Raw genomic sequence first — 16,679 nt, 5'->3', positions numbered from 1 at the left:
CACCCGCCGGCCACTGCGCCAGCCGGCCGGTGCGGCAGCACATCGGAGACTCGCCTTGCGCCACATCACCACCCACGACGCGCCGGCCACCGGCCTGCGCGGCATCGGAGACACCAGCTGGCACGTCCGCGGAGCGTGCCACGGCATGGACGTCGAGGACGCCGACGCCGTGTTCTTCCCCGGCCCCCGGGATCACGAGGAGATCGCGGAGGCGAAGGAGCTGTGCGGCTGGTGCCCCGTACGCCGCGCGTGCCTGGACTTCGCCCTGGAAAACGTCCTCAAGGAGGGCGTCTGGGGCGGGCTCACCGAAGCCGAGCGGCGCCCGCTGCACGACAACCTGCACCGGCGCCTGGACTACCGGCGCGTGACCGCCTTCTTCCATGGCCGCGACGTGCACCTGACGGAAGCCGAGCGGCAGGTAGCCATCGACCACGCCTACGTCCGCGGCTGGCAGCCCGACCGGCTCGCCGCCGCCCTGCAGATCAGCCACAAGCACGCCCGCGACCTGCTCCGTCAAGCGGCCAACAAGGTCTTCGACCGGGACCGCAACTACGGCGTGCCCCGCTCCAAGAAGAAGCGGAAGAAGACCTCCAAGCCCAAGGGCACCCCCGCGCCCGCAACTCCCGGCACTCAGCAGCCGACAGGCCGCCCAGCGGCGTCGACCCCGGCGCACGCCCCTCTCGGAAAGGCAGCATGACCCACCCTGTCCTCGCCTTCGGTGCTACCTCGGACCTCCCTCTCCTCCTCGCCGCCGTCGTGCCCGCCGCCCTCGCGCTCGTGCTGACCGCCTGGGCGATCCGGCGCCGGGGAACCCGCCCGCGGAAACGTCTCGGCGGCCCGGCGGTCAAGGTCGCCGCCGTCGCCGCCCTGGGCTGCACCGCCTACAGCGCCGACACCAGCTGGCGCTTCGCGGCCGACTACCTCGACATGGCCGGTACCGCCGAGCGCGCCGGCATGTTCGCCGCGGCCGAGCTCGCGCTGTTCGCCACCGCGCTGATGGCACGGCAGAACCTCGCCGTCCAAGGCGCTCCCGGTCTGCCGGGCACGCTGGTCTGGGTGATCACCACAGTGCAGGTGATCCCCGCCTACGCCGAGAGCGGCCCCGTCGGAGGCACGGTCCGCGCCTTCGTCGGGCCGGTCATGGCGGCGCTGCTGTGGCACCTGGCCATGGGCATCGAACTGCGCCTGCGCACCCCGGGTGCAGCCTCGAACGGACTGATCTCCGTCCTGGGCCGGGAGGCACGCGAGCGGCTGCTGTCCCGCCTGGGCATCGCCGCGCGAGACCGGGATGCCGCGCAGATCACCCGGGACCGGGCCACCGCCCGTGCGGTCACCCTCGCCGCCCGCCTCGCCGAGCGCACACCCGAGCAGCAACAGAGCCGTCGCGGCCAGCGGCTGACGCGACGCCTGTCGAAGGCGGTCGGCAGAGCTTCGGTCGGCACCGACCCTCGCCAGCGGGCACAGCTGCTCGACCAGCTCGCCGCTCGGCGACACGCGCTGGCGCTCGCCACGGTCCCGCTCCCTTCCCCCTGGTCCCCGGCGCACAGCAGCGCATCGGCGGCCACGGTCCCCGTACAGCCGGCATCGAATGTGCCGGTCCCCGTCCCCGGTCCCGACGGTCCCGACGAGCCGGTCCGGGACCAAGGACCGAGGGCTCCTCGGGGACCGGTCCCCGTGGAGGCGGACCCGGAAGCCAAGATCGGCGCGGGAACCAAGCCCTCTGAAGACTGTGCGGTCCCGGGGACCGAACTCGCCGGTCCGGAAGCCGCAGCGCGGGACGCAGCGGCCATGAGGACCGACCACACCACGCGAGAAGTAGCAGCTCAGGACCCGGGTTCTCATCGGGGGCCGGGCGTCGCAAAGTCGGGGACCGAGACCACCGAGGACCGAGGACCGACCGCCCCACAGTCCGGGACCGACACCACCCAGGACCGAGGACCGACCGCCCCACAGTCCGGGACCGACACCACCCAGGACCGAGGACCGACCGCCCCACAGTCCGGGACCGACACCACCCAGGACCGAGGTCACAAGGTCCCGCTTCGCCGGAAGCCGGCCAGGACGTCCCGGACGAAGAACAAGGACCGGCGTGCCCGGTCCCGCTCTCCGCAGACGGAGCGCCAGGCACGCGAGCTGGGTGAGTCTGAGCGCCAGCTTGTCCGTGAGGTGCGCCCCCATGTTCCCGCCCTGCTCGAACGGGACGGCAACGGAGCGATCACTCGGGTGCAGCTGCGCGAAATCATCCGCCGCCAGGGTCTGACGGGAGTCGGTAACGACCGACTTGGCCTGGTCCTCCAGGAGCTGCGGAACGAGGACATCACGACGACGAGGAGCACCGCCCGATGAAGACCTGCCACCAGTTCAAGACGGTCCGTGCGGAGTACGAGCGCGAGATCGGATTCATGCTCGCTCACTCCGAGCGGCATGCGGGCAGGCCGGCGGCGAAGTCCAGTGCGAAGCAGGCTGCCTCGGCGAAACAGCGGATGGCCCGCGCGCTCAACAGTCACGTCGGGCGCTGCCCCGAGTGCGGTTGAACCGGCAAACCCCAGCTCAAGGCCCATATCCGTAAAGGTGGCCCGGCTCAAGCCGGGCCACCGCCCCACTTAGGAGGTACGCCATGATTCCTCGTCCCCCTCGCCTTTCCGGGCCCACCACCGCCGAAGCCGATGCCTGGGCGGACGTCCTCGTCCGCCGGCAACTCCTCCACGCCGTCGTCCTCACGCCGACCGGGCAGTGGCTCGTCCAGGACCGTCCCAACAAACCTGTCCGCGTCCTTGCCAGCCCAACCGATGTCCTCGCGCTGGCCGCAACCATCCAGCAACGCACCCGCTCTACGAGGCCCGAATCCCGATGACAAACGCACCCAAGAACGGCACCACCCCGGAACCTGATCCCGACTCCAACTCGGTCTCGGGGCGAGCAAGTTATCCCCTTGGATACTCCGCCTTGAGCGGAGTATCCAAGGGCTCCCCCGCCCCTGGGGGACCGGGGCTCGTCCGGCGCCGGGGGACGCCAGACGAGGAGGCTGCGACCGAGGGCGGATCGCAGCCAGAAGGGACACCAGACACACGCGAGCAGCCGCGTACACGCCGCCGCAAGTACCAGCGTCGCCAGCGTCCGCACGTCCGCAACACCCGCTTCAGTGATGACGAACTCGTCCTCGTGACCGCCGGCGCGAAGGCTGCCGGCCTCACCCTCGCCGGTTTCCTCGCCCGTGCTGCTCTCTCTGCCGCCCGTGACCTTGAACGGACCGCAAGTGCCGTCGCGGACGAGCGTGAGGTGATCGCCGAGTTCTTCGCCGCCCGTCGGCACCTCGGCCACGTCGGCAACAACTTGAACCAGATCGCCCGAGCAGTCAACGCCGGAGCGCACCCGGGCGAACTCGACGTGGTCATCGCGGCCACCGACCGCGCGATCCAGCGTGTCCAGCACGCCACCGACCGGCTCCTCCACCAGGATTAGGACCTCACCACATCCATGATCCCCAGGATCCAGAAACGCGGACAGCGCACCATCGGCCTCCTCTACTACCTCTACGGACCGGGCAAGTTCGAGGAGCACACCGACCCCCACCTCGTCGCCTCCTGGGACCACAACGCCCCCGACCCCGGCCGCAACGCCACCGCGACCCTCAAGCAGCTCCAGCAGCTCCTGGACCAGCCCGTCGAGAACATCGACCCCTCGCAGCGCCCGAAGAAGCATGTGTGGCATCTATCCGTGCGCAACGACAGCGAGGACCGGATCCTCTCCGATGAGGAATGGGGCGACGTGGCCCGCCGTATGGTCGCCGCGGCCGGGATCGACAACCCGGAGGAAGGAGCGGGCTGCCGGTGGGCTGCCGTGCGTCACGCCGACGACCACATCCATATCGTCGCCACCCTCGTCCGCGAAGATGGGTACAAACCTGACCTCGACAACGACGCCAACCGTGTACAGGCCCAGGCCCGGGCGCTCGAAGTGGAGCTGGGCCTGCGGCGCCTCAAGCCCGGCGACGGCACCGCAGCGAAGCGGCCCACCAGCGCCGAACGCCACAAGGCAGCACGGCAGGGCCGTGAGCGCACCGCCCGTGAGGAACTGCGCGAAACCGTACGGCGCGCGGTGGCCGGTGCGAGGAGCGACGAGGAGTTCTTCAACCGGCTCGCCGCCGCCGGCCTTCTCATCCGCAAGCGTGTCGCGCCCTCCGGCGACCTGCTCGGATACAAGGTCGCTCTGCCTGACGACCTGAATAAAGACGGTGAGCCGGTGTTCTATCCCGGCGCGCGCCTGGCTCCCGACCTGTCGTTGCCCCGCATCCGCGAGCGCTGGGCCGGTGACGCCCCGGATGCCCGGCGGGAGAATCCGATTCATTCGGGGCCGGGCAGTCCGGCCTCCGCGCGCCGCGAGACGGCATCGGCCGTGTGGCAGGCCGTGCTCGTCGTCGAGCACGGCGAGGACGGGGTCGCCGCCGCCCACATCGCAGCGGCCAGCGAGGTCCTGGACGCCCTCGCGAAGACGTCCGCTGCCCACACCCGCCGCGAACTGCACGACGCAGCAACGGCTTTCGAACGGGCCTCGCGCTCTCACGTCCGCGCCGTACGCGGGCATGACCAAGCCCTGCGGCAAGCCGCCCGCGACCTCGTCCAGGGCGGTCCGGCCCTCGGCCGCGGTGAGGACGGAGCCACCACGGCGATGGCGATCGACATGCTGTTCTTCCTGATCACCGCCGCCGCGCACTGGCACGTCAGGAAGGGGCACGCCCAGCAGGCAGAGGCCGCCGCCCGAGCCGCCGAGCACCTGCGCGCCGCCTATCGAGCCGCCTCGGCCCAGCCGCTCGGTGTGCTCTACCAGCGTGGTCGGCGTCTGAGCCGGCCGATGCTCCAGCGGCAGACGGTGCTGCTGCGCGAGGCTCTGCCGGAGCTGGCCGAGCAGATCCTCTCCGAACCCGGCTGGTACGCCCTGGCTGCAACCATTGCGGAAGCCGAAGCCGCCGGGCACGACCCGGCCGCTCTCCTGTCCGACGTTGCCGCTCGGCGCGAACTGGGCACCGCGGACTCCGTCAGCGACGTGCTCGTGTGGCGGATGCGGCGGACAGCCGACCTGCCCGCCGATGCCTCCCACCTTCCCGAGACCAGCACCGCGGAGAACCGGTCCGCGACGCGAGGGACAACCACCAAGCCCTCCTCGCCCGCCAAGCGGCGCAGCGGCGAGGAGACATCGCGCCAGACCCGGTAAGCCCACCAGAGGCCGCCACGCAGTCTCACCGCATCACCGCCGTGGCAACGCAACCGCGCCATACCGAAACGCGCATCGTGGCCCACTCGCCATCCAGGCAGCCTAGAGGCCGAGTACCCCTGCTGGCCTGGCCAGAGGAACTGTGGACTTTGTGAATTGAAACCATCACGGGCGTGGGACACGATCATGAAGCGCGCAGGACGAGGTGACGAGGTAGAGGAGGACGCCAGGGTGTTTCACCGGATACGCCGCAAGGCCAAGGAGCCGAGCGAAGCTCAGAGGCAGTTCGCCGAGCTGTACGCGCAACTGCAGGGCCCAGGTCCCGCCCGGCATCGGAGTGCCGGCGCCTGAGCCGCAACCGGTCGAGCCGGCCGCCGCCGTCGTGGACGACTTCCTCCCGCCGGGACTGCGGGTGCCGAGCCACGACCAGGTCGAAGGCAAGATGATGCCGTGGAAGCAGCCCCTCGTCCTCGACGGTGAGATGGCCGCCTGCACCGAGTGCGGCGCATACCGGGACTGGCTCATCCTCTCCACCCGCGGTGAGATTTGGCTGCGCTGCAGGGCCGGACACCAGCAGCTGGAGACCCGCATCGACACCGCCTGGTATAACCGGCACTCCGGGCCGGCGGACGCGACGCACGCCACGTTCGAGGACTGCCTGCGCCACCTCGGGCACTGACCACCACTCCTACGACCCCGCCGGGCCCTCGGGCCCGCACTGACCACCCGTCGCCTAGCACCAAGGGGTCAGTTCCGTCATGCGCGTTCGCGTCGCCACCACCGCCCTCGGCATCACCGCCGCCGCCCTCCTCGCCCTGCCAGCCTGCTCCACCGACACCACCGGGTCCAAGCACCAAACCTCCTCCTCCCGACCGGGGAAGCCGACCGACGCCATCCAGGAACCGACCGCGCTCTCCTCGGCCGCGCTCGAGTCCCGCCTGCTCGATGAGAGGGACCTCGGCAGCGGCTACCTTCCCAAGCCGGAGCGTGCGGCCCAGCACGACGACGTCACCGTCATCGGCTGCCCGGCCCTGAGTGAGCTGGGCGGCGACGCGGCGGCTGGCGGCACGCTCGCTTTCCCCCACAAGGCGAAAGCGGACTTCACCTACGGCGGCAGCTCCTCGGAAATCTCCGAGGAGCTGTACAGCGACAGCGCGAAGAAGCTCTCCGACGGCATAGCCCGGATCTTCGACGCCATGACCGGCTGCCCGGCCTATCAGGTCGTCGCGGGCGGAACCCCGGTCGACGTGGCCTCGCAGAAGCTGCCCGCGCCCCACGCCGGCGGTGACGAGCGGTGGAGCCAGCTCCTGACGTTCATCACCGGGGGACGGAGCACCGTGGTCAAGCAGACCGCGATCCGCGACGGCAACCTGCTGCTGGTCGTCTCCGGCTCCCCGGCCCTCGTTGACCGCCACCTCGACAAGGCCCTCGCCAAGGCCACGGCAACGAGCTGACCTGCGCGTACGTCACGCTGCCTCCTCCGACCACCGTAGGTCGGGGGCAGCAGTGCGTTACTGGCTGACGCGTTGAGCGGCGCGAGCGGCTTGGCCTGGTACCCAGGCCCGGACCTGGCTGGGCTGGACGTAGAGCACGTTCGGGTTATGACTGTGCGGCCCGTAGCCGCTGGAGGCGTTCACGAGCAAGTACGCGCCTGTGGGAACGTGCCAGTTCCAGAACCAGGCGTCCTGCTGCCGCCCGGTGTCGCACCAGGTCACGACAGCTTTACTGCCACGGCGGCCGTGCTGGTAGACCCGCGTCACCTGGAGGAGTTGCCCCTGCCCGGAGCTTCGGTGCTGCTGAAATGCCTGCCACTGCGCCGCGAGGGCAGCCGTGCGCTTGCGGCGTGAACGGACCGTCAACGCGATCGTCACGGCGACGATGAGAGCGATGACCATAAAGGCGCCGGGGCTGGGGTACGTTGCCGCATCCTGCATCGTTCCATCAACGGGCGGCAATTCTTCCTGGGCATCGAAGATCGAACGGCCACTTCACCCAAGAAGCAAGAAGGTCCGGCACCCCCAACTGGGAGGGTGCCGGACTGCGATCGTTGAGAGTTGTGCGCGGGACGTCAGATGGCCGGCGCGCGCAAGAGGCGCTCCTGGGTGGCCTCGGGCAGGACCCGCCGCAGGACTGGTGCGGTCGAGCTGAGGGAGGCGGCGAAGGCGGCGACGAGATCGTGTGGGACGCTGGCGGCGAACGATGCCGCCCACAGACACGGTGCGCCGAGCGCGGGCTCGGCCCACGCCTGCCATCCGGCCGGCCCCGTCTCGTCGTCCTCGGCGGACAGGGCCCGCGGGTCGGCGTCCTGGATGAGGGGCGGGACCTCGCCGAGGCTGATGTGCGAGGTGAACGTCGGGTCCGTCGCCGCTGCCTGGGGTTGGTCGATGTCGCGGAACCATCCGTGGGCGGCGACAGCGTCAAGGACCAGCTCGGATCCGGCGAGCGGCACGGCAGGCTGGTTGCTTGCGTCGAGCGCGACGAGGAAGTCGACCACCGCCTCGCCGGGGACGTCACGGGTGAAGTAGGCCGACCACTGGGCGAGCGGGCTGCTCGCCTCGGCTCGGGCGGAGATCTGCCAGGCGATCGGCAGCTCGCCCAGGTGGAACGGTTCGTCCGCCAGGCCCCACTGGGCCCAGCGCAAGGCGTCGGGGCTGATGTGCAGGACGGTGCTGCGCAGGACCTGGCGGTCCTCCGCTGCCTCGTCCGGCTCGTGCCGTCCGCGGACGATCGTCAGGCTAGTCCAGCCCAGGCCGGCGAGGGCGTCGGCGACGACGTCGTAGAGGCGTCCATCGTCACCGGCCAGGTGCCGGGGGCCGACCCAGAACGCGGGTGGGCCGCCGTGCGAGGCGGACGGATCGGGCGGAACGTTGGGGTACAGGGGCGCCTCCAAAGGCTGTGGGTCTAGTTGCCGCCGGCACGGCGGCGGGGGCGACGCGGGGGTGCCTGGACGGGGCCCTGCCACGTCAGGGCGATGGCGACCTCGGGCGGGAGGGTGCCGAGTTGTGCGTCCGGGTCGGGTCCTTCGGCGAGATAGACGACGGTCCGGCCGGTCTCGTCCACGGACTGCACGACCTGCGCCAGGCGGTGTGCCATCGGGAAGAAGGGATTCATGGCCTGGCGGACCGGAGCACTCCGGTCGCAGGCGGACAGCAGATCGATGAGATCACCGACGGTCATCTCCGAGGACGGCACGAGCAGCCTCCTAGTGCGAGGGGGAACGGGAGCGAAGAACGGGCTGGGGGCCAGCAGTAGGCCGACCGCCGGATGGTATGGCCGGGGGCCTGCACCGTCATACGCGGCGCGAGGTCTCCAGCACGCGCGCCACGACGGCGGCGACGATGTCAGCCGGCGTCTCGGTGTCGAACGACAGCTGGTAGCCGCGCACCTTCGCCGTGCCTGTGACGGCGATTGTCCATCCCACGCCGTCGGTGCCGGGGCGGCCGTTCGGGAACCAACCGAGATTTAGAAACGGCCGTCCTTCGAGCTGACGTGCACGTCCGCGCGGTCGTCCACGATGAGGTGGAAGTCTTCCGCAGAGAACTGTTCCGTGACGAGCGTGGGCTGGCCGGGGCCGAGCTGCCACTCGCGCAGCCGCAGGGCTTCGACGGTGGTGGAGAAACCAGGGCCCAGGGGAGCCACGGTCACAGGCAATCACCTGACCTGGGGTTACTTGCAAGGTCGTCTACGTTGACATGCCCTCACACACCTTGGCCAGTCTTTCCGTGCTCTTTCCTGTCTGCCCCCGGCGAACTGCCGTTCCGAGTCATTCTGTGGGATCTCAGACGGCGTGGCCAAGTCTCGCGGCCGTTGGCCAACCCGTGGCCGACTGTCCACGGATCTGAGACTTCCCAGCCCACTCTGCTCGCTCTTTTGGGTGAAAGTGAAGTAGTGCAGCCCCCGTCTGGACAGCCTCTCGGCAGTCCGGCCCCTCTGCCTGGCACACCGCCACCCGCCTGGAGCAGTGGCGCACCTGGTACGAACAGGACCACCTCTCGCTCCAGGACATCGCCGACCACGAAGGAACAAGCGTCTCGACCGTCAGACTCGCATTCCTCAAGAACCGCGTCCCGCTGCGCCCCGCCGGGTCCTATCCGGTCTCCGCCCCAAGGAAATGATCCTCAGCTGCGAACAAGCCGGCCCGGTCGAAGGGAAGGTTTTCGAAATCCCATCCCGGCAGTCACTCCGTCTCCTAGCCTGTTCTGCGGCGATCACGGGCGAGGCAGCAAAGGTGTGAAGCGTGGCTGGGGGCGACTTACTGGGGACGGGGAAGGCCGACGACCTCGCCGTAGTCCTTTCGATGTCCAAGTTCCGGCTTGCGCACGCGGACGACGATGGCGAGGGCGAGGATCCGGAAGACCCGCCGGGACGATCGGCCTGGCCAGATCTCGATTTCGCCGAGGACCTTGGTGTGCTCGTTGCCCAGCGCTTGTCGGGAGTGCTGGCCGGACCTCCGGACCACCTGCACAACCCGGATCACTCGACGGTCGCCCGTCGCATGGACCGGTTGCTGAGCGAGATCAGGGAGGGCGGGGACGCGATCGTCCATGTCCTCAGCCACGGCTTCATCCTGCGGAGAGCGCAGGAGCTGTGCATCGTCGCCAAGGACTCCCTGCCTTCGGACCACCGGGACGTCGTCCAGACAGTTTTCGGGATCACACGGTTCCTCACCGACGCGGACCGGTGCTCCGGGCGCATCCTGCTGCTGCTCGACGTCTGCCACAGCGGGGCAGGCATCGATCCGACGACAGACGTCACCTTCCCGGACCGCCGTGCGTTCGTCATCGCGGCCTGCCCGTCCGACAAGCAGGCACGAGGCGGACGCTTCTCCCAGGCGGTCAGCGACGTCCTCAAAGGTCTGGCTCAGGGCCACAGCGAGATCCACCCGAGCGAGCGCTTCGTTCGTCTCACCTGGTTCAAGGACGCGGTCCACAAAAGGGTGAGCAAGCTGTGCACGGACGCGGACGAACCGGTACAGGAGGTCGTCTCCAGCGACCTGCACGCACCCGTGACCCAGTTCCTGCCCAACCCGTGGTTCCGCGAGGACCCCGCAGAGGTCCTGGGGCTGAATAACTACTGGGCCCTGCAGGAGTTCGTCGTCGGCAGTGGTGTGCATCCCTCGCTCGATGTGGATCACTACATGTCACGCGCGTCCGGGCGCGATACGGCGCAGCAGGCTCAGCCGACCTGCCACTTCTCCGGTCGTGAGGCGGAGTTGGAACGGATCCGCGCCTGGCTTGAGAATGGCGCGGAGGAAGGTGCGACGCTGTGCGTCGTCACGGGGAGCCCTGGGGTCGGCAAGTCCGCGCTGCTGGGCGTCGTGGTCTGCTGTACCCACCCGCAGCTGGCCAAAGGACTCAGGCTGGTCATGCGGAGCATCCCGAAGAAGCTCCGTCCCGATCCCCGCTCCCGAGTGGCCGCGGTGCACGCGCGGGGCATGGTCCTGAGTCAGGTTGTCGAGGCGGTCGCCGCCCAGCTCGACCTTCCGCTGCCGCCGGAAGGTTGGACCGCTCAGAAACTGGTGGACGCGGTAGCCGGGCTGGCGGAGGAACCTCTGATCGTGGTGGATGCCCTGGACGAAGCCACCGAGAGCGTCCAGATCAGTGTGGAGCTGCTGCTGCCACTCGCGAACCGGGAGGACCGGGGCGGCGGCCGACGGCGGGCATGCCAGCTCCTGGTGGGTGTGCGCCCCTATTGGGACAAGCTTCCCCAGTTGGCCGAGGCTGCTGGCGACGCCCGCCAGTCGCTGGTCGATCTGGACGCCGTCGACCGGGCCGGGCTCAGGGACGCCCTGACCCATTACATCGACGAGATGCTCAGCGATACGGACACCTACTTCACCCGCGGTAAGGAGCGGGGCATGGTCGCGACGGGCGCGGCCGAACGCATCGAGAGCCACGCCGAAGGGGGAGAGTTCCTCATGGCCCAGCTGTCTGCCCGGTTCCTCGAGGCTGCAGCCCCGATGACCGAAGAGGAGCTCGAGCGCGCGCTCAGCGGTCTGCCCCTGACCTTCGCCGCCCTGTTGGAGACACAGCTGAGCGAGGAGCGTACCCATCCGTGGGCACGCCCGGTTCTCGCGGCCCTGGCCTTCAGTGCGGGCAGTGGAATGCCCGCCGATGCAATCGCCGATGTAGCGCCCGAATTCCACCCCCGGAAGGCACGGCCGACCCGTGCCGACGTGCGTTCGGCGCTGGACCACGTGGCGTTCTACCTCCGGCACGACGTCGACCCGACGTACGGGACGACGCTCTACCGGCTCTTCCACCAGGAGCTGGTGGACCATCTGCATCGGCACCCGCGCGTCGGGTCCGGCCCGTCGGCCGGGTCGCTAGCCAACGGGCCTGAAGGAGGATCGGGTGCAGGCCCGGTGACGGCGTCATGAGCCGGGACGAGGAGGCAGTCTTCCGACGCCTGCTGTCCAGCCTGCCGCGCTCGGGCGCCGGCCGGCGCTGGGACCTCGCCGATCCCTACCTGCGACGGCATGCCGCCGAGCACGCGGCCCGGGTGGGTGGCGACCTGCTCGGCGAACTCTTCTCCGACGGCGAGTACCTCGTGAACGCGGACCCGAGGTCCGTCACATCGGCACTCTCCCCCTTCCGGGACGTGTACGGGGGTTTCATCCAGCAGCTGCTCGACGTGTACTGCGCCTCCGTCAGTTGGCATCAACGGGTGGACCCGGGAGCGCGACGTCAGATCCTTGCCCTCGACGCCCTGCGTCTCGGCCACCGGGACCTGGCAGCGAGCATGGAACGTCTGCCAGGCGGCCGCGTGCTTCCGTGGCACTGCGTGTGGTCGAGCGCCACCAACGTCTCCCCGTCGGCAGGCGCCACCATGACCGGCCACGCCGAGGCCATCACCGCACTGACCGTGACCGAGGTCGCCGGTGGCCTGGTGGCGGCAACGGGGAGCAAAGACCGTACGGCTCGGATCTGGGACCTCACCACCGGCCGGACCCGGCACGTACTGCTTCATGGCTCGCCGGTCACCAGCCTCGCCTCCACTCTTCTCGACGGCCGGCCGGTCCTGGTGACCGGCAGCGACCGGATCACCCGGTGGGATCTGTCGACCGGCCATCCGCTGGGCTCGGTGTCCGTGGGATCTCCCGTCAGGCAGCTCGCCCTCGATGACTCCGGTCTGATCGCCTTGGCCACCGAGACCTTCCCGTACGTGGCCGACCTGCGTGCAGAATCGGAACCTCCCCGGCCGGTGCGGGCCGCAGGACAGCGGGTGCGGTTCGTGGCCGTCTGCCGCGAAGGGAGCAGCCGCTTCGCGCTGGCCGTCACCGAGGGCAGCTACGTCAGCGCTTTCGCCCTGCCCGGCGGCGAGCTCCGGTACCGGAACGTGCTGCGCCGCAGCGGCGACACGGCGGACCGGATCACCGCCCTCGCCGCCCGTGACATCGAGGGCCAGACCGTGGCCGTCGTCGGTCACGAGAGCGGAGCCTGTACGGCCTTCCACGCACACAGCGGCCTGCTCGTCCATTCCCTGCTCCACCCGGCCGTCACCGAGGGCCGGCGGCCCCGAGGGGTGCGCAACGAGGTCGACTCCATCGAAATCCACCCGTCGGCGCATGGCTGGCGGGCTGTCGCGGGCCACCGCGACGGCATGCTGCGCACCTGGGACCTCGGCTCCGGCGGGCTGCTGCGCGAGGAGCGCGCACACGCCGGCTCCGTCACGGATCTCGTGACCACGATCGTGAACGGCCGCCGCGTGTTACTGACCGCCTCGGAAGACGACACGGTTCGTTCCTGGGATGCGGAGACGGGCGAACTGCGGGACGTCCTCGCCGGCCACACCAGTGGGGTCACCCGCGTCGCGCCTGCCCTGTCCGGTACCCGTCCGGTGGCGGTGACCGTATCGAAGGACCGGACCGTGCGTACCTGGGACCTGCGCAACCGCCGGCCAGCCCGGCTCCCCGGCGAACATCCGAACTGGGTCCGCACCCTCGGCCTCCACCGCATCGACGGCCGGCTGTACGCCGTCACCTCCTGCCGCGACGCCTCCATCCGGGTGCTCGACGCGGACACCGGTGAGAACGTACGGGAGTTCACGGATCCGGACGGGCAGCCCCTCCAGGCCGCCGACGTCCTCACGGACAGCCGGTTCACCTGGATCGCCGCAGGCGGCGAGCAGGGCCGGTTGCACCTGTGGGAGTACGGCACGCCGGAGCCGAGGGAGAGCACGGGCCGCGGCCCCAGCGCAGTCACCGCGCTGGCGATCCTCGCCAGAGACAAGCTCGGGTTCCAGGTGGTTGCAGGCAGGAACGACGGTGCGCTGGCCGTCTGGTACCCGGGCACCGGTGAGGAACCGCGACTGCTCGCCCCGCCCGGGCGTGGCCGAGATGCCGGAGTGTCCGCACTGGCCGTCGCCGCGACCGCACGCGGAACGGTGCTCCTCTGCGGAGCATACGACGGCACCTGCCGCACACTGCTCCTGCGCGACGGGCGCCAGTTGCACAGCCACCGCTATGAGACACCGGTCAAGGCGGTGGCGATCGGCTCGGTCGCCGGTGAGCCGGTCACCGCCGCAGGCGACGACAGCGGCCGTATCACGCTGCGCCGCCTGGATGACGGCACGGTACTGCGCACTTTGCCGGGCCACACCGGCCCCGTGCGCTCACTCGCCTTCTCCCGGGTCGGTCATGTGGACGCCCTGGTCTCGGGCAGCTCCGACGGCACCGTCCGCATCTGGGAGACCTCGACCGGAACCCCGCTCCACCGCATCGACCTCCCGGACTACGTCCAGACCGTCGCCCATGCCGACGGGGTCCTCGCCATCGGCTACGGGCGGGAGGTCTCCGTGTTCGCCCCGTCAAACCAGCCGACCCCGCCGGAACACCGAGCAGAAGGAAGCCGATGACCCGCATTCTCGCCATCCACGGCGTCAATCAGTACGACCCGGCGCGCACACCCGAAGCGGCGGCCTCCCGCCTCGGTGCGGTCTGGCACCGGGCCCTCAACCGGGAGCTGCCCGTTCCCGTGGATGCCGCGGACATGCGCCTGGTGTACTACGCGGACCTGTTGCGTCCCACCGGTCCCGCCGCGCAGAGTGCCGCTGACGACGTCGACCACCTGTCACCCCAGGCCGCTGACGCCGCGCGCCGATGGGGCGAATTGCACGGCCTCGATCTGGACCAGGCGCAGGGCCGGGTCCTGACGCCCGTCCGCTGGGTCGCGGATGCCGTCGCCCATCGCAAGGGGCTGGACAGCAAGCTCGTCCGCAGGTTCGTGGCGTCCTACTTCCCCGAGCTCGTCGGCTACCTCCACTCCCCCGCGCGACAGGCGGTGCAACAGCGGCTGGCGGACGCCATCGCCAAGGAGTCCCCCACGATTCTGATCGCCCACTCACTGGGATCGGTCGTCGCCTACGACACGCTCTGGCGGCACGCCCACAAAGTCGATGTGCTGCTCACCATCGGGTCGCCGCTGGCCATGCCAGACATCGTCTTCCCGCACCTCCAGCACACCCCCAGGTCGGGTAAGGGAGTACGGCCACAGACGGTGGGCCACTGGATCAACATCGCCGACCCCGGAGACCTGGTCGCCATCCCCCAACCCCTCACCAACCACTTCGACGACGTCGACTCGAACGTCTCAACTGGCATCGGCGCCTTCAGCTTCCACAAGGCCGCCTCCTACCTCAAATGCTCCGCCACAGCCAAGGCACTCGCTCCGTTCCTCGGGTAACGCCTTCTCGCGGACGGGTCGTACCGGTGGTCGGCCATCGGAGCGGGCCAGCAGCCCGGGCGCCCGGATCCGTTGGGCAGGGCGCCGAGCGATGATCGGCACCCTGCCGTATCGGCGTAAGGACGTAGTCACCGGGGTTGACTACACCACAGCCTCCGCAGGCGTCGGCTGACATAGGGTCGCTTGACTCGAGTCCAAGGTCACCGCCGGAGTATGCTGCCGTCTGCACTCAGGAAATGGCCGCCCTCGTGAGACGCAACTTCCATGCCACAGGTGAGACGACTAGCAGAGCGCCAGGTCAGCGAGCAGTCCCATGGCATGAGCCGCGAGACCCTACACATTCTGTGGGATCTCAGGCCGCACCCGTGGTCGGATTTCACGAACCATGGCCACTCAGTCGCCAGTTGGCCGCAGTCGTGAGACTGGCTGGCTCCCCCGTCACATGCGCAGCCACCAGCCGGCGTAGCCGGGTTCCCCTTTGGCGTGATCTTCGGCGTGAAACAATGCCGGTATGGATCAGGGGGCAGCAGCCGTACTCGCGGCGCTGATCGCGGTGGCAGGTGTGGCGCTTGGCCTGTTTGGGGCCCGCTGGCAGGCACGCGGCATGCAGGAGCAGGCGAACGCAGCCATCGAAGCGGTCAAGGCGCAGGGACGAGACCAAAATGCACAGTGGCGTCGGACCGTAAGGCGCGACGTCTGGGTCGAATATCTCGGCGCCGTGGATGAGTTCAGGCTGGCTGCCGAAGAGGTAGCAGGACATCTCGCTGACGAAGATTTGCCGGAGGCCGAGCTGGGACTCGAAGCGGCTCATTCTCGGTCTGTGGGCGCAACCGACGCATATCGCAAGATCGAGCTCGAAGGACCTGAGCAGATCGTCTCTAAGGGCTACGCCGTGCAGGGCGTCATGGTCCAGACGGTCTTCGAGCTGGAGCAGGCACTCACCGCCGCACGAGCGATGGGAGTACTCGAAGAAGCCGGGCAGCGTGAGCAGCGCGAAGTTCCCTCCGATCAGCATCGGCCGATCGCGGCGGTTCTCAGTTCTCTACGCGAGCTGCGGGGAACGGAATCCGACGATCCGGGGAGCACGGAGTACGTACAGCGCCTCGGCCTCCAGATCCTCGCCTTGGACTTGCTATCTGCCTCTGACACCACGGCCCTCGTTTTCACGTACGCACACCAGCTGTCGCTATGCGAGGCTGTGGAGCGCTACCCCCACGGGCGGTGGCAGCGTTTCCACGAAGTGCGAACGGACTTCGTTCAAGCAGCTCGCTCGCATCTCGATGGCAGCACTTGAGCCTGGCCGCCGGGGCGCGGGTAGATCGCTCAGGCGAGCGCCCGTCCGAGGATTCCACACGACCCTGAGACTGGCAGGCCGGGACACGGCGCGAGACTCGGGCGAAACCACAGGGCACGATGCGCTGCATCACACGGGCCACCGAGCCGCCTCCGGGCTTCACAGGCTTCCTGGGGAGCTCGCCTCACGCGCTGGCGAGACTGATCACGAAGCATCGGTCCGCCAGGACCCACCAAGATCGGCAAGATGCTGGCGAAGTGCACCGCGCTGCTCCTCAAGGTCCTGCGAGGCGGGAGACAGAAGATAGACGTTGTCTCGGTAGGGCCGGAAGCCCAGGCTCTCCCACCCCTGGGCGATCCTGGCGTTAACCTCGCCGTTTCACTTGGGTACGCCTGACTTTGGGGCGGAAACGCGAAAGTGCCTTCCTGACCTGGGACGATGAACCTTGCTGAGGGGTTCTGTCGGTCCAGGCGGAGGGCACTTTCTACGTG

13 protein-coding genes and 2 pseudogenes are annotated in these 16,679 nt (G+C 69.4%); 11 read left to right on the top strand and 4 right to left on the bottom strand.

Annotation, left to right across the window (positions count from 1 at the left end; translation table 11 throughout):
- Nucleotides 1-55 precede the first annotated feature (55 nt).
- The 7 genes and pseudogenes from RM812_RS34130 to RM812_RS34100 all read left to right on the top strand — a co-directional run bounded on the left by RM812_RS34130 (nucleotide 56) and on the right by RM812_RS34100 (nucleotide 6,665).
- Nucleotides 56-697: a WhiB family transcriptional regulator gene (locus tag RM812_RS34130; RefSeq protein ID WP_311581977.1), complete on the top strand. Its 642-nt coding sequence runs from the start codon at nucleotides 56-58 to the stop codon at nucleotides 695-697.
- Nucleotides 694-2,346: a hypothetical protein gene (locus RM812_RS34125; RefSeq protein WP_311581973.1), complete on the top strand. Its 1,653-nt coding sequence runs from the start codon at nucleotides 694-696 to the stop codon at nucleotides 2,344-2,346. Before RM812_RS34130 ends, RM812_RS34125 begins: the two co-directional genes overlap by 4 nt.
- On the top strand, nucleotides 2,343-2,534 hold the full coding sequence (locus RM812_RS34120; protein WP_007491133.1) for a hypothetical protein: 192 nt from the start codon (nucleotides 2,343-2,345) through the stop codon (nucleotides 2,532-2,534). Before RM812_RS34125 ends, RM812_RS34120 begins: the two co-directional genes overlap by 4 nt.
- Before the next feature lie 316 nt (nucleotides 2,535-2,850).
- A complete protein-coding gene (locus RM812_RS43135) occupies nucleotides 2,851-3,462 on the top strand; it encodes a MobC family plasmid mobilization relaxosome protein (RefSeq protein WP_394816557.1) in 612 nt (203 codons plus the stop codon).
- 15 nt (nucleotides 3,463-3,477) lie between these two features.
- Entirely contained in the window at nucleotides 3,478-5,211 is a 1,734-nt protein-coding gene (locus RM812_RS34110) for a relaxase/mobilization nuclease domain-containing protein (RefSeq protein WP_311581960.1), read from the top strand.
- 231 nt (nucleotides 5,212-5,442) lie between these two features.
- Nucleotides 5,443-5,890 (top strand): annotated as a pseudogene (locus RM812_RS34105) (hypothetical protein).
- A gap of 79 nt (nucleotides 5,891-5,969) precedes the next feature.
- Nucleotides 5,970-6,665, top strand: a complete 696-nt coding sequence (locus tag RM812_RS34100) for a hypothetical protein (RefSeq protein ID WP_311581957.1) — start codon at nucleotides 5,970-5,972, stop codon at nucleotides 6,663-6,665.
- 57 nt (nucleotides 6,666-6,722) lie between these two features.
- Here RM812_RS34100 and RM812_RS34095 read toward each other — a convergent pair whose 3' ends face one another.
- From RM812_RS34095 to RM812_RS34080, 4 genes and pseudogenes are all read right to left on the bottom strand, one after another.
- Complete coding sequence (locus RM812_RS34095) at nucleotides 6,723-7,145, bottom strand: hypothetical protein (protein ID WP_311581955.1); 423 nt, start codon at nucleotides 7,143-7,145, stop codon at nucleotides 6,723-6,725.
- Nucleotides 7,146-7,279: 134 nt separating this feature from the next.
- Nucleotides 7,280-8,101, bottom strand: coding sequence for a DUF317 domain-containing protein (locus RM812_RS34090; protein ID WP_311581952.1), 822 nt, complete (start codon nucleotides 8,099-8,101; stop codon nucleotides 7,280-7,282).
- Nucleotides 8,102-8,112: 11 nt separating this feature from the next.
- Nucleotides 8,113-8,403, bottom strand: coding sequence for a hypothetical protein (locus RM812_RS34085; protein ID WP_311581949.1), 291 nt, complete (start codon nucleotides 8,401-8,403; stop codon nucleotides 8,113-8,115).
- A gap of 97 nt (nucleotides 8,404-8,500) precedes the next feature.
- Nucleotides 8,501-8,856 (bottom strand): annotated as a pseudogene (locus RM812_RS34080) (DUF317 domain-containing protein).
- A gap of 652 nt (nucleotides 8,857-9,508) precedes the next feature.
- Here RM812_RS34080 and RM812_RS34075 point away from each other — a divergent pair.
- From RM812_RS34075 to RM812_RS34060, 4 genes are all read left to right on the top strand, one after another.
- Entirely contained in the window at nucleotides 9,509-11,590 is a 2,082-nt protein-coding gene (locus tag RM812_RS34075) for a hypothetical protein (protein ID WP_311581946.1), read from the top strand.
- The gene (locus tag RM812_RS34070) at nucleotides 11,587-14,067 is read left to right on the top strand and encodes a WD40 repeat domain-containing protein (protein ID WP_311581944.1); all 2,481 of its coding nucleotides are present in this window, start codon (nucleotides 11,587-11,589) and stop codon (nucleotides 14,065-14,067) included. The genes RM812_RS34075 and RM812_RS34070 overlap by 4 nt, the downstream gene beginning before the upstream one ends.
- On the top strand, nucleotides 14,064-14,894 hold the full coding sequence (locus tag RM812_RS34065; protein ID WP_311581941.1) for a hypothetical protein: 831 nt from the start codon (nucleotides 14,064-14,066) through the stop codon (nucleotides 14,892-14,894). Before RM812_RS34070 ends, RM812_RS34065 begins: the two co-directional genes overlap by 4 nt.
- Nucleotides 14,895-15,405: 511 nt before the next feature.
- Nucleotides 15,406-16,188 (top strand): hypothetical protein, encoded by a 783-nt coding sequence (locus RM812_RS34060; protein WP_311581938.1) that lies wholly within the window; start codon nucleotides 15,406-15,408, stop codon nucleotides 16,186-16,188.
- Nucleotides 16,189-16,679: the final 491 nt, after the last annotated feature.

The sequence above is a fragment of the Streptomyces lancefieldiae genome (assembly GCF_031845825.1).
GTDB classification, from domain to species: domain Bacteria; phylum Actinomycetota; class Actinomycetes; order Streptomycetales; family Streptomycetaceae; genus Streptomyces; species Streptomyces lancefieldiae.
This window is presented reverse-complemented; position numbering and strand designations above follow the sequence as displayed.

Bases quoted from the DNA above. Each gene is read 5' to 3' on its own strand.
- RM812_RS43135 (WP_394816557.1), top strand. From the start codon at position 2,851: ATGACAAACGCACCCAAGAACGGCACCACCCCGGAACCTGATCCCGAC.
- RM812_RS34125 (WP_311581973.1), top strand. From the start codon at position 694: ATGACCCACCCTGTCCTCGCCTTCGGTGCTACCTCGGACCTCCCTCTC.
- RM812_RS34060 (WP_311581938.1), top strand. From the start codon at position 15,406: ATGGATCAGGGGGCAGCAGCCGTACTCGCGGCGCTGATCGCGGTGGCA.
- RM812_RS34095 (WP_311581955.1), bottom strand. From the start codon at position 7,145: ATGCAGGATGCGGCAACGTACCCCAGCCCCGGCGCCTTTATGGTCATC.
- RM812_RS34100 (WP_311581957.1), top strand. From the start codon at position 5,970: ATGCGCGTTCGCGTCGCCACCACCGCCCTCGGCATCACCGCCGCCGCC.
- RM812_RS34120 (WP_007491133.1), top strand. From the start codon at position 2,343: ATGAAGACCTGCCACCAGTTCAAGACGGTCCGTGCGGAGTACGAGCGC.
- RM812_RS34075 (WP_311581946.1), top strand. From the start codon at position 9,509: ATGTCCAAGTTCCGGCTTGCGCACGCGGACGACGATGGCGAGGGCGAG.
- RM812_RS34065 (WP_311581941.1), top strand. From the start codon at position 14,064: ATGACCCGCATTCTCGCCATCCACGGCGTCAATCAGTACGACCCGGCG.
- RM812_RS34070 (WP_311581944.1), top strand. From the start codon at position 11,587: ATGAGCCGGGACGAGGAGGCAGTCTTCCGACGCCTGCTGTCCAGCCTG.
- RM812_RS34110 (WP_311581960.1), top strand. From the start codon at position 3,478: ATGATCCCCAGGATCCAGAAACGCGGACAGCGCACCATCGGCCTCCTC.